The sequence below is a fragment of the Brevundimonas sp. DC300-4 genome, from assembly GCF_049897365.1.
In the GTDB taxonomy this organism is placed as follows: Bacteria; Pseudomonadota; Alphaproteobacteria; order Caulobacterales; family Caulobacteraceae; genus Brevundimonas.
In genome coordinates this window covers 144,206-166,771 of sequence record NZ_JAFCWC010000002.1, presented here as the reverse complement: position 1 = coordinate 166,771, position 22,566 = coordinate 144,206, and the positions used below count along the sequence as shown (strand labels likewise).

The following is a 22,566-nucleotide window of genomic DNA, read 5'->3' as shown; positions in this document are numbered from 1 at the left end:
TCAATTCTCCGCACCGTCAGGACCCCGCCGGCCCGTCGGCAAAAATGCAACATTCGTTCCGAAATAGAACGCATGCGGGCCGAGTTCGTTACGAACCAGCCTCATCGTCCCAGATCATTCCGGTCTTGATGGCTCGTCGCAATGCATCGCGTTCCGCCTTCAGACGACTGAAGGCGGATGCGTCGAAAGCGTGATCCGCCCCCGACTTCGCTGACGCCAGCGCCGCGTCCAGTCCCGCAACGCGGGTCAGGGCGTCGAAGCCTTGCGACCACCGGACCCTTGCTTCGGCGAGGGGCGCATTTGCGGCCAGGAAAGGCGCGCCGGACTTTGCCGCCGCCTTCTCGACCTCGCGCACTAAAGCATCGTGTCCGGAGGTCGCGAGATGGCGACGCAAGGCCGCGCTGTCAAGCGTTTGGCCCCCGAAACGCAACCTGACCAGCTCCTGCGCCAGCCCGTCCAGAGCCGGATCGCCGAAGCCATGCGAGGCGATTGCCTCCAGATGGTCGTCCATCCGCTCCGGATCCTCGATGGCGCCATGGGCCAAGGCCGCTGCGATCGGCTCGATCGATCGGGTCAGGGCGTGCATCGCCGAGGCGCCCTCCGCCGTCTGGCCGAGCTTCGGCGGCGCACCCTGCTTCCAGCGTCCACCCGGTTGCTGGGCGCGTGGCTGGGGCGCCGACCGGCCGGGGAACAGGGCATCGAAGCGGTCGAACAGCTCGCGGCGATACTGTTCGGCCAGATCCTTGTCCTGAATCGCCGCCGCCGCCGTGCGCAGCCGCCCTTTCAGCCCGGCCCGGCGCTCGGGCGTATCCAGCGGTTCAGCCTCGGCCTCGCGGCGAAACAAGACCTCGGCGAAGGTCCGCGTCTCGGTCATGGCCTGACGCAGGGCCGGCGCGCCCTTGTCTCTCAGGATGTCATCCGGATCCTGCCCGCCCTCCAGCAGGGCGAAACGGAACGATCGACCCGGCTTCAGCAGCGGCAGAGCGCGTTCGATGGCGCGATACGCGGCCCTCTGCCCCGCCCCGTCTCCGTCGAAACACAGCACCGGCTCCGACGACACCCGCCACAGCAGAGCCATCTGATCCTCGGTCAGGGCCGTGCCCATCGGCGCCACGGCCGGCAGGCCCGCGCGCTGGCAGGCGATGACGTCCATATAGCCCTCGACCACGATCACGGCCTGGGTCGATTTCGACTCCGCGCCGAGGATGCGCCGCGCCTCGGGCAGGCCGTACAGCGTCGCTCCCTTGTGGAAGAGCGGGCTCTCCGGCCCGTTCAGATATTTGGCCCGGTCGTCAGGGTTCATCGCCCGGCCGCCGAAGCTGACCAGACGTCCGCGCGCGTCGAGGATCGGGAACATCAGCCGGTCGCGGAACCGGTCATAGGGATTACCGCCGCCCTCCGGCGAGATCAGCATCCCCATCTCGACCAGATCGCCCGGCCTGGCCCCGCGCTGGACCAGCGCCGCCTTAAGCCCCTCGCGGTCGTTCGGCGCATAGCCGAGGCCGAACCGCTCCCACTGATCCTCCGGCAAGCCGCGCTTCTCGAGATAGTCGCGCGCCGCCTTGCCGGTCGACCGACGCAGGTTCGCCGCGAACCATTTCTGGGCCAGGTCCATCCAGTCCGACAGGCCCTGCTTCCTGGCCTGGCGCTCGGCGGCCTGCGGGTCCTCGGCCGGCATCTGCATCCCGGCCTCGGCAGCCAGCCGCTCGACCGCTTCGGGGAAGCTCAGCCGTTCGGTCTCCTGCAGGAAGGAGATCACGTCGCCATGCTTGCCCGACGAGAAGTCGTGGAAGAATCCCTTGTCGTCGTTGACGAAGAACGACGGCGACTTCTCCTTGGAGAAGGGCGACAGCCCCACCCACTCGCGTCCCTGACGCTTGAGCTTCACCGACCGGCCGATCACGTCGGACGGGCGAAGGCGGGCCTTCAGTTCCTCAAGGAAGCGGTCATCGAAACGCACCGCTCCGTATACCGCGCTCTGCGCCGCAGCGGAGCCATTAACCAGTCGTTAACCAAGAAGGCTAAACCGAGACGATAGCCTGCTGTTTTTTCAGGACATTTTTTGGTCCGAATGCGGAACTATCCACAGAAGGCAGGGTTAATCCACTGTTCCCTCCGGCGCAGAAGCACCGACCTACTCTTCAAGCCAGAGCCGCCCCATGTTCATCGCCATCACCCAACCGGCAGTCGAGCCCACCGGACCCGATCCCGTCGCCGTTCCCTATGCCCCTAAGGTTCACGACCTGAAACCGCGTGCACTCCACGCCCTCCTGCTGGCCAATGCCGCCCAGCGACGCCTGAGGGGTCTGGAGCGGAAGCGGGCCGATCGGCCGGAAGACGCCGCCTACTGGCTGCACGCCGCCCCGGTTGCGGTGAAGAAGGCTTGCGCGCTCCGCGAAGAACGCAGCTTCGCGCCGCTTCCCTAGGGTCTATCTCCAGGCAGCGCCCGAGATCGCGCCCTGCCGCCCGAGCTCATAGACCGCGCTCATGGACTCGAGGCTGAAGTCCAGGGCCGAGGCCTCGGAGTCGTCCGGCAGGGCGGCGTAGCGGAAGAACAGGTCGTTCCGGTCCGCGAAAGCGTGGTTGCCCGCCAGGGTCGTCACCAGCGAAGCGCGCAGCAGGACGTCGATGCTGCGGCCCAGCACGCCCTGTGGTGTGTCCTTCGTGATCCCGAAGCTGGGATTGGTTCGCCCGTCCACCACCACATAGAAGCGCGCGCCGCGCAGGGTGTCGGACGGCTCCTCGAACGACCACAGGGTCTCCGGCACGGCCAGGAAGGGCGCTGCCACTCCGCCGTCCACATGCATCTCCTCAAAACGAAGACCGGCGTTGTCTGACTGGATCAGAACGGGCGGAAAGGCGCCGGGAATGCTGGCTGAGGCCACCAGCACGCTGCGAAAAAGCTCCAGCGCCTGGGGCGTGCCTTGCGTCGCAATGGCGCCCAGGTCCCAGCTGACGCCGCGTTGAGAGTCGAGGTCCGTGGTCGCAACCAGCAAGACCCGCCCCTTGGCGTATTCCGCCGCGACTGCGCGCAGGACATCCTCGGTCACGAACCGCTCGACCAGGGATCGAAGAGGCGCCGATTTGTAGATGCCGGACCCGATCAGAGCGCCCAGTCCCTGGGATTGCAGCAGACCCGCCGCCGCTCCGCCGGTATAGGCTTCGGCCAGTTCGTCATCGTAGTCAGGGCCCAGGAAGACGAAGGGCGCGGCCAGCGCCCCGGTCGAGACTCCGGTCACAACCTCAAAGTCCGGCCGCTCGCCGGTTTCGCTCCAGCCCTTCATCAGGCCTGCGGTGAATGCGCCGTTAGATCCGCCGCCCGACAGCGCGATGAAGTCCAGCCGCCCGTCCGCTCCGACCGGCACACCCTCGCGGAACGCCTGCTGGAAGATCGCGGCGCGGTCTTCGGCGTCGAGGTAGACGCGGATCGGATGATTCGGGGCCGAGATCAGCCCCATCGGCCGCGCGCCTGCGCGGTCCTGGAGGTCAAACGACGACCGGGCCCCGCTGGCGCAAGCGCCGAGCATGAAGATGACAGCGAGGAGGATCAGGCGAGCTGGCATGAACTCAACCTACCACGTCAGCGCAGTTCGGGCAGGCGACGCATCAGGGAATCCCGCAGGCGACGGCCTCGCTCGGCCACGCCCTTGGGGCGGACCCGCTCGCGCACCTCCAGCCCCCCGCCCCAGCGGCCGCGGGTTGCCTCGGCGAGATGGGGGTGGCGGTCGTGCTGATGGACGATGGCGCTGACCGAACCATCGGGGTTGACCACCTCGCCGTTCGCAAACGTCAGGGTCTCGCCGGGCGTCAGGCCGATCGTGGCGACCCGGCCGAAATTCTCGCGGACCTCGGCCTCCACCAGCCCCATATGCACCGCGATATTGCAGGCGGCCTGGTCCGTGCCGAACGCCCCGCCGATCTCCGAGCGCGGGATGGCCGCCAGCATCAGCACCATACGGCAGAACCGGGCGACCTCCCGGCGCGGCCCCATGACCGTGCCGACACAGATCGCGGGAGCCGACGCCAGATCCTGGGCCATCCGGTCTCCGGCCAAGGCTCGCAGATATTTCATGTTGAAGGCGTGATCGCCCAGCACGTCACCCTCGACGAAGACCTCAAGCCCCGTCGGCGCCGGCGCAAATGGCGGTCGCTGGAACAGGACGTCGCGCACGTCGGTCAGCAGGACATTCCGCACCTCGGGCCTATCCGCCAGATAGCGATCGAAAGCCGCGAACCGGGCGATGACCGCGTGGGGCTCCCAGCCCTCGACCATGTCCGCCGGCAGGGCATGGACCCCGTGCTCTTCCAGCATGGCGATCACATCGGGCCGGTCGTCGACGACCAGGGCGACCTCGCCATCAAACACCGCGCGCAGCGAGCGCAGAAACGGGGCGATGTCATGGGAATCGTAGCCGGTCGCGTAGCCCAACACGAGATCAACCGGCGCCGCCGAGACGGTTCGGGATCCTCCCCCATCCTTGCCCCGCGCGACGGCGAGCCAGCCCAAATAGGCTGAGGTCGCCGCGTGAATGGCCATTCTAGGCCTTCATCAGGTCGTTGAACCGGTCGAACAGATACAGGCTGTCCGTCGGTCCCGGAGAGGCTTCCGGGTGGTGCTGGACGCTGAATACGGGACGGTCCTTCAGCTGGATGCCGCAATTGGTGCCGTCGAACAGGCTGACGTGGGTCTCCTCGACGACGTCTGGCAGGCTGTCACGGTCGACGGTGAAGCCATGGTTCATCGACACGATCTCGACCTTGCCTGTCGTCAGATCCTTCACCGGATGATTCGCGCCGTGGTGGCCCTGGTCCATCTTCACGGTCCTGGCGCCGAGCGCGAGGGCCAGCATCTGGTGACCGAGGCAAATGCCGAAGACGGGCTTGCCGCTCTCGACCAGCTTCCTGATCTCGGGCACGGCGTACTCGCCGGTCGCCGCTGGATCGCCCGGGCCGTTCGACAGGACGACGCCGTCCGGCGAGCGGGCCAGAATCTCCTCGGCCGTCGTCGTGGCGGGGACCACGGTGATTTTCGCGCCGGTCGAGGCCAGCGCCCGCAGGATGTTTCGCTTCACACCATAATCGACGACGACGACGGTCTTGCGCCCCTCGGTCTTCGGGTGCCCCTCCGGCCATTCCCACAGGCCCTCGTCCCATTCGAACGCCTGAAGGGTCGAGGCGGGCCTGGCGAGGTCGAGGCCGACGAGGCCGGTCCAGGCTTTTGCCTGCGCCACGAGGGCGTCCAGATCGAATTTCCCGTCCGGATCGTGGGCGATCACCGCGTGGGGCGCACCGTGGTCGCGGATGCGCTGGGTCAGGGCGCGGGTGTCGATACCCGCAAGGCCCACGACGCCGCGCCGCTTCATCCAGACGTCGAAGCTCGAGTCCGAGCGCCAGTTGGCCGGATCGGTCGGCAGGTCGCGGAAGATCGCGCCTCGTGCCGAGGTTTCCGAACCGCCGCCCATCTGTTCGATGTCCTCCAGGTTCGTGCCGGTGTTGCCGACGTGCGGGAAGGTGAAGGCCAGGATCTGGCTCATGTAGGACGGGTCGGTCAGGATCTCCTGATACCCGGTCATCGCCGTGTTGAAGACCACCTCGCCGAGCGCCGAGCCGGTCGCGCCGACCCCCACGCCCTGGAAGATCGTGCCGTCTGCGAGAGCGAGGACGCCAGTGGCGCCGGGGAGAAGCTTGTCGGTCATGCGCGCCTCATAGCACCGAATCCCGGCGCTCAAACGGCGGCGTGACTACCGGGGCGAATGTCGGCGGTCAACGCCGTCGGTGGCGGTCGTCATGGCTTTGTTAGCGCGAGGTGCCGCCTCCGCAGCCTGAGACCGACCCAGACGACAGTCGTCACCGCGAAAAAGGCCACCGCGATCCCCAGAAAGACCCAGCCAGACATCACAACGGCCCAGCCGCAGAATGCCAGGCCGCCCAGCGCCGCGATCCGCTCCGGCCAGCGGTCGGTGAACCGCATCAGGGCCACGCAGCAGAACCCGTAGACGACCAGGAACAGCACGGTCGTCGCGCCGATCAGCAGACCGAACTGCCCGGCGAGCCGGGGCTGGGCGCTGGCCAGGACGATGACGGTCATCAGCACGCCGTGGATCAGGGGATTGGCGGGCGGCGTCACCGCCCCGTGGCCAAAGACCCGAGGCAGGAAGCCCTGGCGGGCGCCGGCGCGGGCGGTCTCTCCGGTCAGCATCATCCAGCCGCCCAGCGTTCCCAGTGTCTTGGCCACGGCGCAGACCGCGACGAAGCCTGCCGCCCCGCTTCCGATCACCCGCACGGCCACATCGGCGAACGGGCTGCTGGACTGCGCCAGTTCCGCCGCCGGGATGACGCCGAACACCGCAGCACTGACCGCGATATAGATGATGGCCGCCAGCGTGACGCCAACGAAAGTGGCGCGACCGACGTTCCGCTCGGGGTCCTTCAGCCTCTGGGCCACCACTCCAGCGCTTTCGAAGCCCAGGAAGGCCCAGAAGATCAGCGCCATGGAGGCCGGTACGCTCGACGTCAGACCGACGCCGGCCGGCGACCATGACGCCGCGAAGACCGCCGGGTCGAAGGCGATCGCGCCAGCGAACACTGCAATCACCAGGGGAACCAGACCGACAGCCAGGGTCAGCCCGCCGAAACGCGCTACGGCCCGGGGCCCGGCCATGTAGAGAAGGGTGGTCAGCCATACGAGGGCGACATTGCACACGGCGCCGGGCCAACGCTCCGCCAGCATCGGGACGAAGAACGCCATGTATCCGGTGGCGGCCACCGCGATGGCGACATTGCCGACCCAGTTGCCGACCCAGTAGGCCACGGAAGCCTGATAGCCGAAGAAACGGCCGAGCCCCTGCCCCGCGTAGCCGGACAGGCTGTCGGCCGCGGGAAGCGTTCGGCCGAGGCCCGCGAAAACGGCGGCCAGCAGCAAGGCGCCCAATGCGGCGACGACCCAGCCCACCAGACTGGAGCTGCCGATCGACGCCAGCGAGGCCGGCAGGAGATACACACCCGAGCCGATCATGTTGCCGGTGACGAGGAGGGCGGCGAGACCCCAGCCGAGTTTGCGGTCGCCCGCCGGTCGCGCGTCGGTCATGCGGTTCCCCCTTGCCTGCCATCACTCAAGCATGGACGGCGCCGATCCGCATCTGGAACCAAGCCACGGCGGTCTCGTGGCGAGAACTCAGCACACCCGTCTCATAGGCGCCCGCCGTCAGGTTCCTCTGCACGGCCTCGCAGATGGCCGCGTCCTCGGCGGTCAGCCGGTCCGATGCTACCAGCGCCTCGCCCAGCGCCCCCTCCCCGCCGTCGTTGAGGAACAGATAGTCCAGCCGCGTGCGACCCGGCCCGACCGGCGTCATCCGCTCGATCATCGCTCCGTTGCGATAGACGTTGATCCCTAGGTTGGGCCACAGCCAGCCCCAGACCCCTGCCTGGGGTCCGTCGTTCACCCCGACCGCCTCCTGGATCACCAGATCGCCCTCGACCCGGACGCGGTATTCCGCCGGGCCCAGTTCGTCGGCGAGGACGGGATGGACCGAACCGATGTGGTAGCCCTCCAGATAGTTCTCGGCATAGACCTTCCAGTCGCAGTCCAGGACATGGGTGCGGCGCGCGGCCGGGCGGGCGATGTCGAAACCCCGTTCTGCCAGCAACGTCTCGAGCGGCGCGACGGTCTGACCGAGGGGCGCAGCGTCGGGGTCCAGCGTCACGAACACCAGCCCGCGCCAGGTCTCCAGCCTCAGGCCCAACAGGCCGAATTCGCGGGGATCGAACCCCTCGGCGGCGCCGAACCCCGTCGCCGCCCTCAGCCGACCCTCAAGCGAGTAGCGCCAGCCGTGGTAGCCGCACACCAGTTCGCGCCCGCAATTCCCTGCGACCCCACTGACCAGCGGCCCGGCCCGGTGGCGGCAGACATTGTGGAAGGCCCGCAGCGCGCCGTCTGCTCCTCGCACCATCAACAACTGATGCCCTGCGACGTCGGTGGCGACCCAGTCGCCGGCATCCGACGCCTCGGCCTCATGAGCGAGGAACAACCACGTGTGCCCGAACAGGCCTTTGCGCTCGCGCAGCCACGCGTCGGGACATCCGTAAAGCCGGGCCGGAAGAGTGACCTGCATGACCCAACAAGGCCCCGGCGGCCCGGCCTCGTCAAGCGGCTCGACTTTCCGCAGGCTAGGCCGGGATTCGTGCACCGTCCCACGCGAAGACGCCGCCGCTGTCCGCAGGAGTCAGGCCGTCAAGGACACCCAACAGATTTCCTGCAGAGACAGCGGGCGTGAACAATGCTTCCGGCGACACCCCTTTTTGGAACGGTTCGCTCAGCCCCGTACTCACCGTCCCCGGATGCAGCCCCGCCACAATCGCATGGGGATGAGAGCGCGCCATCTCGATCGCGAGGTTGCGAACGATCATGTTCAGCGCCGCCTTGGACGCGCGATAGCTGTGCCAGCCGCCCAGACGGTTGTCGCCGATCGATCCGACTCGTGCGGACAGGGCCGCGAACACAGCGCGCCGGTCGCGGGGGAGCAACGGCAGGAAATGCTTGGCGACGAGCGCCGGGCCGACGGTGTTGACGCGGTAGTCTCGCAGCAGGTGCTCCGCCGTCATCGCCCTGAAGGATCGTTCGGGCGCCTCGCCGTGGTGCAGGATGCCGGTGGCTACGAAAATCAGAGCCGGAGCCGGTCCGTCCGCGATTCGCCCGGCGGCGGCGGCGATGCTGGCCTCATCTTCCAGATCCAGTCCCGTCACCGAGCGGGACAGGCGGTGAATCGTGGCGAAACGTCCCGACGCCGCCAACCCATCGGCCACGGCTGCCCCGATGCCCCCCGATGCACCGACGACAACAGCGGAAGCGACGTCTGGACCGAGAGCCTGCATGCGTCCGATCAACGCCCTCCAGGGGAGAAGAACAAGCTGGCATCGCGTCGCGCCCTTGCGCTCCCATATACTTTGTTATACAAAGTTCTTTAACTACGGAGGTCCAATGATGTCGCGCTCGACCCCATCCGCCTTGCTCGCCGCGCTGTTACTCACATGTGGCAGCGCAGCCTCCGCCGTGGCCCAAACCCCGGCCACTGCCGCTGTCGCCACTGTTCCGCCGACCCAGGAGGTGCGCAGCGCAGATCTGGTCGCCGACTATTTCGCCGCCGATCCGGCCACAGCCTCGCGCGGCGCCGTCATCGTGCTGGGCGGCTCAGAAGGCGGGCTGGGCGGCTCGCGCAACCTCGCCCGACGCCTCGCAGCCGACGGGTTCAACGCCATCGCAGTCTCCTACTTCGGCGAGACCGGCCAGTCGCCGCGCCTCAACGAGATCCCCATCGAGCCCGTGGGCGCCGCTCTGGTCTGGCTTCAGTCGAGGCCTGAGGTCGCCGGCCCCGTCGCCGTCATGGGCGTGTCCAAGGGCGCCGAGCTGGCCCTGTTGACCGCCAGCCGCGACCCGCGGATCAAGGCGGTCGCGGTCGGCGTGCCGTCGAGTCTTGTCTGGCAGGGGATTGATCAGACGGGCAGCCCCACAGGATCGTCCTGGACTGCAGGCGGCCAGCCACTGGTCTATACGCCCTATGACTTCAGCCAGGGTTTCATCAGCATCTTCGCCCTGTACGCGGGCGCCATGGACTCTGCCCCGGCCGAGGCGGAAATCCCGGTTGAGCGGATCGCCGGGCCGATCCTGATGATCTCGGGCCAGGCCGATACGCTGTGGCCGTCTGCTGACATGGCCGCCCGGATCGAGCGTCGCCTGCAGGCGCACGACTTCGCCTTCCCGGTCGTCAGCATCGAATATGAGGACGCTGGCCACGCTGTATTCGGCCCGCCGATCCGCGATCCGAACGCACCAGCGCTGCAGGGCGTGCTGAGTGTCGGCGGCACGATCCCGGCCCTGGTGTCCGCCCGCGCCGACGGCTGGCCCCGCGTCCTGGCCTTCCTGCGCGAGGCCCTGTCGCACTGAGGTAAGGCGCATCGGAGGCTTGCGTCCCCCGATGCCTTGGGCGAGACGGCGGGTATGACGATCACCACGGTCGGCCTCGATGCCGACGACACCCTCTGGCACAATGAGACCATCTTCCGCCTGACCCAGGCGCGGTTCCTCGATCTGCTGGGCGACCACGACAACGCGCTCATCGAGGCGCGCCTGGCCGAGGTAGAGGGCCGGAACCTGAGGCTCTACGGCTACGGCATCAAGGGCTTCACCCTCTCCATGATCGAGACGGCAATGGAGCTGTGCGAGGGCGAGCCTCCGCCGGGCGTCCTGCGCGAAATCCTCGCCGCCGGCCGCGAGATGATCGCCCATCCGGTCGAGACCCTGCCGGGCGTCGACGAGGCCCTGCAGCGGCTGTCCGAACAGTATCGCCTCGTGCTGGTCACCAAGGGCGACCTGCTGGACCAGGAGCGCAAGCTGGCGGCGTCCGGCCTCGGCGATCTGTTCGCGGCCGTGGAGATCGTCTCGGAGAAGGATAGGGGCACCTATTACCGCGTCTTTGCCCGCCACGGCACGGGCGCCCACGAGGCGGTCATGGCCGGCAATTCGGTCAAGTCGGACGTCATCCCGGCCATCGAGGCCGGGGCCTTCGCCGTCCACATCCCCTATCACGTCACCTGGGCGCACGAGATCGCCGAGCCGCCGGTCGACCACCCGCGCTTCGGCCTGCTCGACCGTATCGACGACCTGCCCGCATGGATCGCCGAGCGGGCTCAGGCGTAGCCGAGCAATTTCCGCAAGCCGGGCGCGTGGAACTCGACCAGCGCTTTCTGCGCGTCCGGCAGAACATCAGGGAATACCAGGCCGTCGGGCAATTTCAGGTTTTCGCGGGCAGTCCGGCTCTTCTTCCGGTCGGCGCCGGTGACCACGCGTTCACGCCAGTCGTCGGGGCGGACGATGCCCGCTGCTTCCAGCAACTCGGCAATCAGTCGCTCGCTCCCGGGCGCCTCTATGTCGCGGACGGCCGCGGCGAGATCCTCATAGCGAACGAGATGAACCCCCGTCCCCAACCAGGCGGCGGCATTGTGGGTGTAGATGTCGATCAGGGCGGGCGACTTTTGGTGCACGCCAAAGATCATCATGTTCATCAGGGCCTCGGCCGAGAAGAGGCCGGGGGTCTTGAGGTGCTGGATGTTCTCCTGCTCGAACTCGTCCGAGACGAAGAAGCGGGCGCGGGCGAGCACCCAGTCCCAGGGATCCCGCACCAGCAGGATGTGCCGGGCGAACCGGATATTGGCCAGCGACTGATCGCTGAACAAAAGATGCGCCGCCGCCAGTTTGGGCGCGTTCGGATCGAAGGCGTCCAGGTGCTGGTGCATATTCGGGATCTGCACGAAATCCCGGTCGTGATGCTGCTCGATCGGGACGAACATCCGCAAGACATTGCGCAGCAAGTGCGTCCCGCCCTTGGGGATGCTGTTGACGAGCAGAGGCTGTTTCAGCGGCGTCTGGACGAAACGCGCGACCTCGGCGTCCAGCGTGTCCTGCATGCCCTTGATGATGGCCATGGGGTTCCTTGAGGGCGAAACGGAAAAGGGTGGCGGATCTCTCCTCCGCCCTTCGTCCTAGCGTGGATCGTTCCGGATCAGAACGACTTGGACAGACGCATGAAGGCGCGCCGGCCGTAGTAGGCCTCGGTGTATTGAGACTGCAGGACCGAGTTGCCGGTGGTGCCCACCGAGACCGACGAGGCGGCCGGCGGCAGTTCGTCGAACAGGTTGGCTAGGCCGCCCGAGATTTCCCAGCCGTCGCCCTCGTAGCTCAGGGACACGCTGTGGAAGCCGGTGAACTCGGCATAGGCCTTGGTCTCGGTCGTGCGGCCGTCGATCACCTGGTTCAGATTGCCGCCGTTCCGGATGATGTCCGGGCGGGCGTCCTGGTTGCCGATCCAGTCCCAGCCCCAGAAGGCCGTCCAGGGGCCGCGTTCCAGGGTCAGGTTGACGTTGCCGACCAGTTCCGGATTGCCGATGTCGCCCAGGAAGTCCGTGCCGAAGTTGGCGAAGGTCGACTGATTGGTCTCGAAGGTCCAGGTGGTCTGTGTATCAATGGTCACGGTGCCGAAGTCGAAGTCACGGAACCATCGCGCCGTGAAGTCAATGCCGCGGTTGTTCTGTTCCGCGATGTTCAGATAGCTGTCGCGAACCCGATCGATCGACTTGGTGGTGCCGTTGCGATCGAACTGGTTGCAGATCGGATCGTTGGGAAAGCTTTCCGACAGATAGCAGGCCTGCAGGATCCCGGCGGCGCCGAGCACATCGACCTGGTCCTTGATGGCGATGTCGAAATAGTCGACGGCCAGGCTCAGGTCGCTGCCGGCCGGCGTCAGGATGACGCCGATGACAGTAGCCTTCGAGGTCTCGGGCACCAGCACGCCCAGGCCGCCGCCGGTGACGACCGTGGCGCTCACCACGCCGCCGGTGAAGGTCGGCAGAACCCCGCCGCCCGGTCCGGACGTGCTGGTGCAGTTCCGATAGATCGGGCTGGTCGTCTGGATGCTGCCGTCGGCGACGCGTTGACCGAGGTTCAGGCAGGGATCGATGTTGCGCTGACCGATGAAGCTGGTCTGGTCGGCCAGATACAGTTCAAACAGGGCCGGTGCGCGGAACGAGGTCCCGTGGGTGGCGCGGAAACGGATGGAGTCCGTGATCTCCCAGTTCAGGCCCACCTTGTAGGTCGAGGCGTCGCCCGAAGTCTTGGTGTCGGTGTAGCGACCCGAGAGAGACATCGTCAGGCGCTGGGCGAACGGCACGTCAGCCAGCAGCGGGACCGAGAGCTCGCCGTAGACTTCGTTAGTGTCTTCCGTACCCGCCGTAATGCCGCCGCCGGACAGGCCCCAGCTGTTGTCGGCCAGGGTGATCGGGCCGGGCGTGTCCTCGATTTCGTCGCGACGCACGTGGAAGCCAAAGGCGGCGCCCAGCGGACCGGCCGGCAACTCGTACAGGGTGCCCCCGATCGTGCCTTCCAGATACATCTGCTCGTAGATCGTCTTGCCGGTGTCGGTGTCGAACAGGAAGGCCCGCTCCGCAGGCGTCAGACGACCGGCCAGGAAGTCAGGCCGGGTGAAGTCGACGTCGATACAGGGCCGGCCGCTGACCGGCAGGTTGGTGCCGACGCAGGAGCGCGTCTTGAAGCTGGTCGAGTCCACCGCATCCTGCAGGATGACATCGGTTGTGTATTCGCCGTCCGAGCGGCTGTACTGGGCGAAGACGTCCCACTTCCAGCCGCCCAGGTCGCCTCGAACGCCGGCAACGGCCCGGGCGTAGTCGACAGTCTGCGACTGGTCGAAGTGGTCGGTGATGGGCGTGGCGCTGAGGATGTTCAGCCCGCGGAAGCCGGTGACCGGGTCGCCGCCGGAGCCGGGGCCGTAATAGAAGTCCAGGAAGTCGGCCGTGTAGGTGTAGTTCCAGAACTGACGATAGCTGTCCGTGCGGCTCTCGCGACGGTTCAGCAGGATCTCGGCATAGGCCTCGACGGCGCCGCTGATCTCGTAGGCGCCTTCGGCGAAGACCGTATAGCGGGTCGTTTCGGGGATGATCGATTCCTCCAGCGCGTATTCGCTGAGGTTGTTCGTCACCGCCCGCGACGGGATGTCGTAGTTGACCAGATAGAAGCCGGTCGGCGCAGTGGGATACTGCGCCGAGACAACCGGGTTTGTCGGCCGGCGCGGGATGTGCTGGCCGAGGTTGCCGTCATAGTCGAACTGGAACCGGCCCGCGCGGCCCGAGAAGTCCGGGCCGTAGACGTAGATCTGACCCCAGGTCAGGTCCGTGCACTGCGGCTGGCCGGTGCGAGGATCGATGCGGTCGGCGCGGGTGCGGGTGCCGGGCTGGAACACATACTGGTTGCGGCAGACCAGGTAGTCCCGCTCGCCGGCGGCCAGCTTCTCCTGGCGGTAGTAGTCGGCCGACAGGTTCAGGTAGCCGCGATCAAAATTCGCGCCCCAGGCGGCCGAGACATTGTATTGCTCGCCGCCGCCCTCGATCGGAACCGTGCCGAACACATTCATCACGCCGCCGTCGCGGCCGCGCTCGGTGATCAGGTTCACGACCCCCGCCACGGCGTCCGAGCCGTAGATGGACGAAGCGCCGTCCTTCAGGATGTCGACGCGGTCGATCGCCGATTGCGGGATGACGTTCAGGTCGAAGGCCGAGACTGCGCCGCGCGTACCCGCCGGACCGGCGCGACGGCCGTTCAGCAGCACCAGGGTGCGATTGGCGCCCAGGCCGCGCAGCGAGATGGTCGCCGAGCCCGGCCCGCCGTCCGTGACGAAGGCGCTGGAGATTGTAGAGTTCACCTGAGCCGAGCCGGCCGCGAGCGTCGAGGACTGCAGCAACTGCGTCGTGTCGCTGAGACCGCGCTGGCGGGCCCGGTCGGTAGTCAAAATCTGGACCGGAGATGCGCTGGTGAATTCGTTGGTCGGAATGCGCGACCCGGTGACGACGACCTCTTCGACCGTCGTGGCGTCTTCGTCGTCGGGATCCTGAGGCGGAGGTGGCGCGTTCTGGGCGAAGACAGGCCCGGCCATGACCAGCGCGGCGAACAGACCGGACGCAATGGCCGAGGATTGCCGCAGTCGATTGCGGAAGAGCATGACATTCACTCCGTAAAAATCAGGATCCGTCAGTATGATCGGCGGAGGCCCCTGATCTTGCATCGGGAGGACGCAATTTGGCAACTCCATTGCCATATTTTCGTCGCGGCTTCCCTGCGGCCTGTTAGAATGAGGCGGGGACCTGTTGCATCAACGGCACGTCAGAGCCCGCTTGCCCCGCGCGGCCACCGTCTCTAAACGGGCCGCTTAACCGACAACACGAACGAAACCGGCCCGCCGAACAGCGCCGCCGGCCGTTCGCACGCCAGCGAGCGAGCGAGAGACGACCCTGCACTACGATATGATCAGCCATGACGAACGGGACGCGATGATCCGCGCGTCCTTGATGACTCATGGCGATACCGGGATCACCCCTCGCCACACTTTGTTCTACTTCAACGGCGAAGGCGACCACGACGACCTGAACGAGGTCGCCCGTCGTGCCGGCTTCCTGACCCGGGGGCAGGGCGACTCGACCGTTCTCGAAACGACCACGGCGGTGGACGAAGCCAGCTTCGCCCCCGTCTCGTCGATGATGCAATCCTGGGCCGCAGCCTTCCAGCTCGACTACGACGGCTGGGAATGCGCGGTCGTGACGAACTAAGACCAGAGCGCCATGCCAAAACGTACAGACTTGAAATCCATATTGATTATTGGAGCAGGCCCGATTGTAATCGGGCAGGCGTGCGAGTTTGACTACTCGGGGGTGCAGGCGTGCAAGGCGCTGAAGGCCGAGGGGTACAGGGTCATCCTGGTCAACTCGAACCCGGCGACGATCATGACCGATCCGGACATGGCGGACGCGACCTATATCGAGCCGATCACGCCGGAGTTCGTCGAGCGGATCATCGCCAGGGAACGGCCCGACGCCCTGTTGCCGACGATGGGGGGGCAGACGGCCCTGAACACGGCGCTGGCGCTGGACGCAAACGGGGTGCTGGAGAAGTACGGCGTCGAGATGATCGGGGCGAAGGCCGATGTCATCGACAAGGCCGAGGACCGCCAGAAATTCCGCAACGCCATGGACAAGCTGGGCCTGGAATCGCCGAAGTCCAAGGCCGCCCACAACATGGAAGAGGCGCTGGAGGGGCTGGAATTCGTCGGCCTGCCCGCCGTCATCCGCCCGTCCTTCACCCTCGCCGGCACCGGCGGCGGCATCGCCTTCAACCGCGAGGAGTTCGAGGAGATCGTCCTGCGCGGCCTCGACCTGTCGCCCACCACCGAGGTTCTGATCGAGGAGTCGGTGCTGGGCTGGAAGGAGTATGAGATGGAGGTCGTCCGCGACAAGGCGGACAACTGCATCATCATCTGCTCGATCGAGAACATCGACCCGATGGGCGTGCACACGGGCGACTCCATCACCGTCGCCCCTGCCCTGACCCTGACGGACAAGGAGTACCAGCGCATGCGCACGGGCTCGATCAATGTCCTGCGCGAGATCGGCGTCGAGACCGGCGGATCGAACGTGCAGTGGGCGATCAATCCGGCCGACGGCCGGATGCTGGTGATCGAGATGAACCCGCGCGTGTCGCGGTCATCCGCTCTGGCCTCCAAGGCCACCGGCTTCCCGATCGCCAAGGTCGCGGCGCGTCTGGCCGTGGGGTACACGCTGGACGAACTGACCAACGACATCACCATGGTGACGCCGGCCTCGTTCGAGCCGTCGATCGACTATGTCGTGACCAAGATCCCGCGCTTCGCCTTCGAGAAATATCCGGGGTCGGAGCCCCTGCTGGGCACGTCGATGAAGTCGGTCGGCGAGGTCATGGCCATCGGCCGGACCTTCCAGGAATCGATGCAGAAGGCCCTGCGCGGCCTCGAGACCGGCCTCAGCGGCTTCGACGAGATCGAGATCGAAGGCGTCACTCCGACTCTTGGCGGCCCCGCCGACGACGCCTCCATCCGGGCTGCCGTGGTGCGGGCGCTGGGCATGCCCACGCCCGACCGCATCCGCGTCATCGCGCAAGCCTTCCGCCACGGCCTTTCGGTCGAGGAGGTCAACGCCGCCTGTTCGTATGAGCCGTGGTTCCTGCGCCAGATCGCCGATATCGTGCGCACCGAGGGCCACGTCCGCGTCCAGGGCCTGCCGACCGACCCGACCGAGTTCCGCAAGCTGAAGTCCAAGGGCTTCTCCGACGCCCGTCTGGCGCAGCTGACCGGCGCCACCGAGAAGGCCGTTCGTCACGCCCGTCGCGGCCTGAACGTGCGTCCCGTGTTCAAGCGGATCGACACCTGCGCGGCCGAGTTCGCCTCGGCCACAGCCTATATGTATTCGACCTATGAGACCGGTGCGCTGGGCCAGATTCCGAAGTGTGAATCCGAGCCAACCGACAGAAAAAAGGCGATAATTCTAGGCGGCGGGCCGAACCGGATCGGGCAGGGCATTGAGTTCGATTACTGCTGCTGCCACGCGGCCTTCGCCTTCGCGGACCTCGGCGTCGAGAGCATCATGGTCAACTGCAACCCGGAGACGGTGTCGACCGACTATGACACCTCCGATCGGCTCTACTTCGAGCCGCTGACGGCCGAGGACGTGCTGGAGCTGATCGAGGTCGAGCGCTCCAACGGAAACCTGATCGGCGTCGTCGTCCAGTTCGGCGGCCAGACGCCGCTGAAGCTGGCCCACGCCCTGCACGAGGACGGCATCCCGATCCTGGGCACGTCGCTGGACTCCATCGACCTGGCCGAGGACCGCGAGCGGTTCCAGGTCATGCTGAACGACATCGGCCTGATGCAGCCGCCCAACGGCCTGGCCCGCAGCGCCGAAGAGGCCGCGCAGAAGGCGGACGAGGTCGGCTATCCGGTCGTCCTGCGCCCCTCCTATGTGCTGGGCGGACGCGGGATGATGATCGTCCACGACCGCGAGCAGCTGGACCGTTATGTCGGCGAGGCCATGCGGGTGTCGGGCAACGACCCGGTCCTGATCGATCACTATCTGAACCGCGCCACCGAGGTGGACGTCGACGCCCTGTGCGACGACGAGACGGTCTTCGTGGCCGGGGTGCTGGAACACATCGAGGAAGCGGGCGTCCACTCGGGCGACAGCGCCTGTTCGATGCCGCCGTGGTCGCTGAAGCCCGAGACGGTCGCCGAGCTGAAGCGCCAGACCGAGGCCATGGCGCGTGCCCTCAAGGTGCGCGGCCTGATGAATGTGCAGTTCGCCATCGAGGAGCCGCACAGCGACAACCCGCGCATCTTCGTGCTGGAAGTGAACCCGCGCGCGTCACGCACGGCGCCCTTCGTGGCCAAGACCATCGGCCTGCCCGTCGCCGCCATCGCCGCCAAGGTGATGGCCGGCGTGCCGCTGAAATCCTTCGGGCTGAAGGACGTCCCCTACGACCATATCGCGGTCAAGGAGGCGGTCTTCCCGTTCGCCCGCTTCGCCGGGGTCGACACCATCCTGGGCCCCGAAATGCGGTCGACCGGCGAGGTCATGGGCCTGGACTTCAAGCGTCCGGGCGAGACCGACATGGCCCCGGCGTTCGCGCGCGCCTTCGCCAAGTCCCAGATCGGCGGCGGCACCATCCTGCCGACGGCCGGCTGCGCCTTCGTCTCGGTCAAGGACGACGACAAGCCGTTCATCGTCGAGGCGGTGAAACTGCTGCTGAGCCAGGGGTTCGAGGTCATCGCCACGGGCGGCACCCACACCTACCTGGAGGCCCAGGGCCTGAAGGTCGGCCATGTGAAGAAGGTGCTGGAAGGCCGTCCGAACATCGTTGACGCGATCAAGAACGGCGACGTCCAGCTGGTCATCAACACCACCGAGGGCAAGCAGTCGCTGCAGGACAGCTTCAGCCTGCGTCGGTCGGCCCTGATGACCAAGGTGCCCTACTATACGACCTCGGCGGGGGCCCTGGCGGCGGCCCAGGCGATCGGCGCGATCCAGGCGGACACGCTGGATGTGCGGCCGATCCAGGATTACGCGCACTGATGTCGTTGAGCCGGATCGACCTGTTTCTGGTCCTTCTGGCGCTCGGCAATCTGCATGCGTTCGCACGGTTCTGGCTGGACAAGCGGGCGGCCGGGGCGGGAGCCCGGCGGACGCCCGAACGCGTCCTGTTGGGCGCCGCCTTGTTTGGCGGTTTTGGCGCATGGCTCGGCCAGCATGTGCTGCGTCACAAGACCCGCAAGGAACCGTTCAGAACGCAGCTCGGCCTGACAATTCTCCTGCATCTGGCGGGGGTTGCCAGCGTGGTCTTGTGGTTGCTCGGCGCGGGGACGCCCGGCTGGCCGACAGGCGGATTGCCGTGACTGCGGCCCGCGACCAGTCCCCGACGATTTCGACCAGTCATTGACCGCAGAAACCGGCCAGTTCGACCAGACCGGCTATGCCATTTTCCTGCACATTGCGCCGACTGCGCAATCGAAGCACGGGCTACAGGGCGCGGGCCTGGAGCCGGGCCTTCCAAAGCGCGGCGCGCCGTTTCAGCTCCCCGTCGCGCTCCAGACTGGAGAGGTCGGTCGAAAGCCGATCGAGCTCCTCGAACCTGAAGCCGTCCTCGCCATGCACGCGCCACGCCGACTGAAGCCCGGGGTTGGGATAGCCGCCGACCCTGAGCGAGAACCACAGCCCGTTCCGGTGCGTCTCGACATGAAGACTGCGCCCCACCCAGACTTCGCCTGTGGCGCTGCATATGACGGCAAACACGCCGGCAACGGTCTTGCGCTCCTTGTATGCCGCGATCAGGGCGTTGCGATCCGATTGGGTCATGACGACCTCCTTTTCTACCCGGGTACATATGCCTATTATTTTACCCGGGTAAATAAGAATTGGCGCCGGGCTTGCCTGCGATCCGCCCGGTGGGCTCCGTCTCAGTTCCGCCTGCGACCGTTTTCGACGCAGGCACATGCCAAGCTGTGCGGATGGAACACCATCGTCTGCGCAAATATCGCGGGCCAGAGACCTGGGCGCGGGTCCGGCAGGCCTATATCGCCGGGGAGTCGGCGCCGTCGGTGGCGCGTCGGTTCGACGTCGGCCTGGCCAACCTGCGGCGTCGCGCGATCATCGAGGGTTGGACCCGCAAGACCTATGCCCGTCAGATCGACCTGCAGCCGATCCGGGGCGGGGCGGATGAGCCGGATGGAGGTCTGGAGAGGCTGGTCGAGGCCGGGGAGATCCCACCCGTCAATGCCCACGTCGCCCTTGCCGAGGCGGTGCGCCGCGCGGCCTGGCTGCTGAGCCGGGGCAAGACCGCAGAAGCGACCGCCCAACTCCGCGCGGCGACCGTCCTCGACAAGCTGCGCTGGCGGGCGGACTACGGCAAGACGGGCAGTGGTACGCGCGACTAGATTCCCGCCGCCGCCTCCGGATCCGCTGCGGCGTCACGGCCCTCGACGATCCGCGCGGCCGCCAGATCGGCGGTTACATTGCCGACGGTGCGGAAGATGTCGGGCACGACCTCGACCGCCAGCAGCAGGGGCAGGACCTCCAGAGGCACGCCCATGGCCAGGCAGATCGGGGCGATGGAGGCGAAGAAGCTGACCTGTCCCGGAAGCCCCACGGTGCCGATGCTGACGGCCAGGGCGGCGAGGCCTCCGGCCAGCATGGTGGCGGTGGTGATCTCCGTCCCCGTCAGCTTCGCGACATAGATGACGACGGCCAGGTTCGCGACCGGGCTCGTGATGCGGAAAACGGCTACCGCCAGCGGCAGGACCAGACCCGCAGTCGCCGTCGAGACGCCGAGACGGTCGATCGCGCGCTCGACCATGATCGGCAGGCAGGCGAGTGACGACTGGGTCGAGAAGGCCACCACCTGGGCCGGCGCGGCGCCTTGCGCAAAGCGGCCGAGACCGATCCGGCCGACGACCACGGCCACGACATAGGTCAGAAGGATCAGGCCGATCAGGCTGAGACAGACCAGGGCAATATAGTGGCCCAGCACCCCGGCGGCGCCGAGGCCGGCGCGCAGGCCCACGCCGAGGGCCAGGGCGAAGACGCCCAGCGGAGCCACGGCCAGCACCCACTGGACAATGACGATCATGGTCTGGGCGACCGCCTCGAAGAACAGGGCGACGGGCTGGCGCAGACGGGCGTCGAGCCGGGTGGTGGCGAAGCCGAAGGCGATGGCGAAGACGACGATGGCGAGGATGGCGTCGTCGGCCGCGGCCCGGATCGGGTTGGCGGGGGCGAGACTGGTCAGGAAGGCGCCGAAGCCGCCGCCGCCGACGTTCTCGGCGACCTCGCGCGCGGCCTCGGGCGGGGCACCGGCGAGGAGGGCGGCGGCCCCGTCCGCGCCGATGGGCCACAGGGCATGCAGTCCCAGCGACGAGGCGAAGGCATAGACCGTGGCCCCGAGCAGCAGCAGGGCGAAGACGATCATCGCCTTGAGCGCGAGCCGGCCGGTCGCCGCCGCATCGGCGATGGAGGATATGCCGGTCACCAGCAGGCTGAAGACCAGGGGGATGATCGTCATCCTCAGGGCGTTGAGCCACAGCTGGCCCAGGGCGTCGATCACCGCCACCGTCCCGGTCCCGCCGGGGATGCCCCAGGCCTGGGCCGCGGCGCCCGCCGCCAGGCCTCCGACCAGGGCGACCATCACCCAGAGGCTGAGGGAGGTGAAGATGGCAGCCGTGCGAGATCGGGTCATGACGACGAGGCTAGCACCGGCGTCACGGGACGCCAGCGCGAACCTTCACCGGGGCGTGCTAGGGTTCGTCATGCCTCCCCGCATCGTCCTCGCTACCGCCGGATCGCTCGGCGACCTGCATCCGTTCATCGCCCTGGCGCTGGCGTTGAAGGCGCGGGGGTTCGAGGCGGAGATCGCTTCCTCGCCACAGCATGGCGACAAGATCCGGGCCGAGGGCCTGACCTTCCACGCCATCGGCCCGAGCATCGCCGAGCTCGAGGTCATGATGGGGATGACGGAGGTGGAGATCACCGAGGCGGTGACGCGTTCGAGCAGCTTCCTGTTCGAGAAGATGCTGCTGCCGCATCTGGAGCGCGGGGCCCGGCAGTTGCTGGCGGTGGCTCAAGGCGCGGTCGCGATTGTCGGATCGACCTTCGCCGCCGGGGCGGCCATGGCGGCGGATGGTCTCGGCCTGCCCTTCGTTCCGGTCGCGTTGCAGCCGGCCATCGTCTTCTCGGCCTTTGACCCGCCCGCCCTGCCGAACGCGCCGTGGCTGGCGCCGGCGTCGGGCGGGTGGCGACTGGCGCTGAACCGGCTGACCCTCGCGGGCGCGCGGGCCAGGGGCGCGGCCTGGACCGGGCCGGCGGATCGGGTTCGGCAGAGGATGGGTCTGGAGCCGCAGCTGGCCAGTCTGTTGCTCGACGGGCTGAAGAACCGGCCGCTGGCGCTGGGGCTTTATTCACCGCTGCTGGGCCTGCCGCAGGCCGACGCGCCACCTGGGTTCACCGTGACCGGCCATGCCGCCTACGACATTGAGACCGGCGGGCCGACGCCCTTGTCGCCGGCGCTGCAGGCCTTCCTCGCCGCCGGGCCGGAGCCACTTGTCTTCACCCTGGGGAGCGCGGCGGTGATCGTCCCCGGACGCTTCTATGTCGAGAGCCTGGAGGCGGCCCGGATTCTGGGGCGGCGGGCTGTGCTGCTGGTGGGGCCGAAAGGCGATGTCGGGGTCGCGGACGGGCCGGACGCCCTCGCCGTGGCCTATGCGCCCTATTCGAAGCTGTTCCCACGCGCCGCCGCCGTCGTGCACCAGGGCGGGGTCGGGACGACGCAGCAGGCCCTGCGCGCAGGGCGAACGCAGCTGGTCGTGCCGTTCCTCGGCGACCAGTTCGACAATGCCGCGCGGGTGGTGCGGCTGGGGTGCGGGGCGACACTGGGGCGCAAGCGCTATACGGCGGAGCGGGTGGCTGAAGTACTGGGCGGGGTGCTGGCGAATCCGACGGTGGTCGAGACGGCGAGGCGGATCGGGGTCGTGGCGTCGCGCGAGGATGGGGCGGCGGTGGCGGCGGAGCGGATCATTGCCCTGATCGGTTAGCGATCCGCATTCCCTTTCGTCATCCTCCTGGAAGCGAAGCGAAGACCGGGGATGACGAAAGGAAGGG

19 protein-coding genes are annotated in these 22,566 nt (G+C 67.4%); 8 read left to right on the top strand and 11 right to left on the bottom strand.

The features are described from left to right. Window positions 1-88: 88 nt before the first annotated feature. Window positions 89-1,960, bottom strand: a complete 1,872-nt coding sequence (dnaG, locus tag ACP7AZ_RS04260) for a DNA primase (protein WP_426036394.1) — start codon at window positions 1,958-1,960, stop codon at window positions 89-91. Window positions 1,961-2,159: 199 nt separating this feature from the next. Between dnaG and ACP7AZ_RS04255 the strand changes: the two genes are divergently transcribed. Continuing rightward, window positions 2,160-2,426 (top strand): hypothetical protein, encoded by a 267-nt coding sequence (locus ACP7AZ_RS04255; RefSeq protein WP_426036392.1) that lies wholly within the window; start codon window positions 2,160-2,162, stop codon window positions 2,424-2,426. A 3-nt stretch (window positions 2,427-2,429) separates the two neighbouring features. Here ACP7AZ_RS04255 and ACP7AZ_RS04250 read toward each other — a convergent pair whose 3' ends face one another. The 6 genes from ACP7AZ_RS04250 to ACP7AZ_RS04225 all read right to left on the bottom strand — a co-directional run bounded on the left by ACP7AZ_RS04250 (window position 2,430) and on the right by ACP7AZ_RS04225 (window position 8,871). Next, on the bottom strand, window positions 2,430-3,563 hold the full coding sequence (locus ACP7AZ_RS04250) for a patatin-like phospholipase family protein (protein WP_426036390.1): 1,134 nt from the start codon (window positions 3,561-3,563) through the stop codon (window positions 2,430-2,432). A gap of 17 nt (window positions 3,564-3,580) precedes the next feature. Continuing rightward, window positions 3,581-4,537, bottom strand: a complete 957-nt coding sequence (locus ACP7AZ_RS04245) for a hypothetical protein (protein WP_426036388.1) — start codon at window positions 4,535-4,537, stop codon at window positions 3,581-3,583. 1 nt (window position 4,538) lies between these two features. Then, the gene (gene carA / locus ACP7AZ_RS04240) at window positions 4,539-5,696 is read right to left on the bottom strand and encodes a glutamine-hydrolyzing carbamoyl-phosphate synthase small subunit (protein ID WP_426036386.1); all 1,158 of its coding nucleotides are present in this window, start codon (window positions 5,694-5,696) and stop codon (window positions 4,539-4,541) included. A gap of 89 nt (window positions 5,697-5,785) precedes the next feature. Further along, window positions 5,786-7,087, bottom strand: a complete 1,302-nt coding sequence (locus ACP7AZ_RS04235) for an amino acid permease (RefSeq protein ID WP_426036384.1) — start codon at window positions 7,085-7,087, stop codon at window positions 5,786-5,788. Window positions 7,088-7,112: 25 nt separating this feature from the next. Further along, on the bottom strand, window positions 7,113-8,111 hold the full coding sequence (locus ACP7AZ_RS04230; protein WP_426036382.1) for an aromatic ring-hydroxylating oxygenase subunit alpha: 999 nt from the start codon (window positions 8,109-8,111) through the stop codon (window positions 7,113-7,115). 55 nt (window positions 8,112-8,166) lie between these two features. Next, a complete protein-coding gene (locus ACP7AZ_RS04225) occupies window positions 8,167-8,871 on the bottom strand; it encodes an SDR family NAD(P)-dependent oxidoreductase (protein WP_426036380.1) in 705 nt (234 codons plus the stop codon). A 178-nt stretch (window positions 8,872-9,049) separates the two neighbouring features. Here ACP7AZ_RS04225 and ACP7AZ_RS04220 point away from each other — a divergent pair, with 178 nt between their 5' ends. Further along, entirely contained in the window at window positions 9,050-9,940 is an 891-nt protein-coding gene (locus tag ACP7AZ_RS04220; RefSeq protein ID WP_426036378.1) for an acyl-CoA thioester hydrolase/BAAT C-terminal domain-containing protein, read from the top strand. Window positions 9,941-9,994: 54 nt separating this feature from the next. Further along, a complete protein-coding gene (locus ACP7AZ_RS04215; RefSeq protein WP_426036376.1) occupies window positions 9,995-10,693 on the top strand; it encodes an HAD family hydrolase in 699 nt (232 codons plus the stop codon). Here the strand turns inward: ACP7AZ_RS04215 and ACP7AZ_RS04210 are convergent. Further along, window positions 10,684-11,478, bottom strand: coding sequence for a hypothetical protein (locus ACP7AZ_RS04210; protein WP_426036374.1), 795 nt, complete (start codon window positions 11,476-11,478; stop codon window positions 10,684-10,686). The two genes, ACP7AZ_RS04215 and ACP7AZ_RS04210, sit on opposite strands and share 10 nt — an antisense overlap. 77 nt (window positions 11,479-11,555) lie before the next feature. Further along, the gene (locus ACP7AZ_RS04205; protein WP_426036372.1) at window positions 11,556-14,561 is read right to left on the bottom strand and encodes a TonB-dependent receptor domain-containing protein; all 3,006 of its coding nucleotides are present in this window, start codon (window positions 14,559-14,561) and stop codon (window positions 11,556-11,558) included. Between the two features lie 328 nt (window positions 14,562-14,889). Between ACP7AZ_RS04205 and ACP7AZ_RS04200 the strand changes: the two genes are divergently transcribed. Genes ACP7AZ_RS04200 through ACP7AZ_RS04190 form a run of 3 tightly spaced genes read left to right on the top strand, consistent with a single transcriptional unit; the run spans window position 14,890 to window position 18,812 of the window. Further along, window positions 14,890-15,165 (top strand): hypothetical protein, encoded by a 276-nt coding sequence (locus ACP7AZ_RS04200; RefSeq protein ID WP_426036370.1) that lies wholly within the window; start codon window positions 14,890-14,892, stop codon window positions 15,163-15,165. A 12-nt stretch (window positions 15,166-15,177) separates the two neighbouring features. Beyond that, entirely contained in the window at window positions 15,178-18,492 is a 3,315-nt protein-coding gene (gene carB / locus ACP7AZ_RS04195; protein WP_426036368.1) for a carbamoyl-phosphate synthase large subunit, read from the top strand. Continuing rightward, complete coding sequence (locus tag ACP7AZ_RS04190; RefSeq protein WP_426036366.1) at window positions 18,492-18,812, top strand: DUF1294 domain-containing protein; 321 nt, start codon at window positions 18,492-18,494, stop codon at window positions 18,810-18,812. Before carB ends, ACP7AZ_RS04190 begins: the two co-directional genes overlap by 1 nt. 124 nt (window positions 18,813-18,936) lie before the next feature. Here ACP7AZ_RS04190 and ACP7AZ_RS04185 read toward each other — a convergent pair whose 3' ends face one another. After that, window positions 18,937-19,272: a GIY-YIG nuclease family protein gene (locus ACP7AZ_RS04185; RefSeq protein ID WP_426036365.1), complete on the bottom strand. Its 336-nt coding sequence runs from the start codon at window positions 19,270-19,272 to the stop codon at window positions 18,937-18,939. Window positions 19,273-19,424: 152 nt separating this feature from the next. Between ACP7AZ_RS04185 and ACP7AZ_RS04180 the strand changes: the two genes are divergently transcribed. Beyond that, the gene (locus tag ACP7AZ_RS04180) at window positions 19,425-19,850 is read left to right on the top strand and encodes a hypothetical protein (protein ID WP_426036363.1); all 426 of its coding nucleotides are present in this window, start codon (window positions 19,425-19,427) and stop codon (window positions 19,848-19,850) included. Here ACP7AZ_RS04180 and ACP7AZ_RS04175 read toward each other — a convergent pair. Continuing rightward, complete coding sequence (locus ACP7AZ_RS04175; RefSeq protein WP_426036361.1) at window positions 19,847-21,148, bottom strand: dicarboxylate/amino acid:cation symporter; 1,302 nt, start codon at window positions 21,146-21,148, stop codon at window positions 19,847-19,849. The two genes, ACP7AZ_RS04180 and ACP7AZ_RS04175, sit on opposite strands and share 4 nt — an antisense overlap. 70 nt (window positions 21,149-21,218) lie before the next feature. Here ACP7AZ_RS04175 and ACP7AZ_RS04170 point away from each other — a divergent pair, with 70 nt between their 5' ends. Further along, window positions 21,219-22,499, top strand: coding sequence for a glycosyltransferase (locus ACP7AZ_RS04170; RefSeq protein WP_426036359.1), 1,281 nt, complete (start codon window positions 21,219-21,221; stop codon window positions 22,497-22,499). Window positions 22,500-22,566 lie beyond the last annotated feature (67 nt).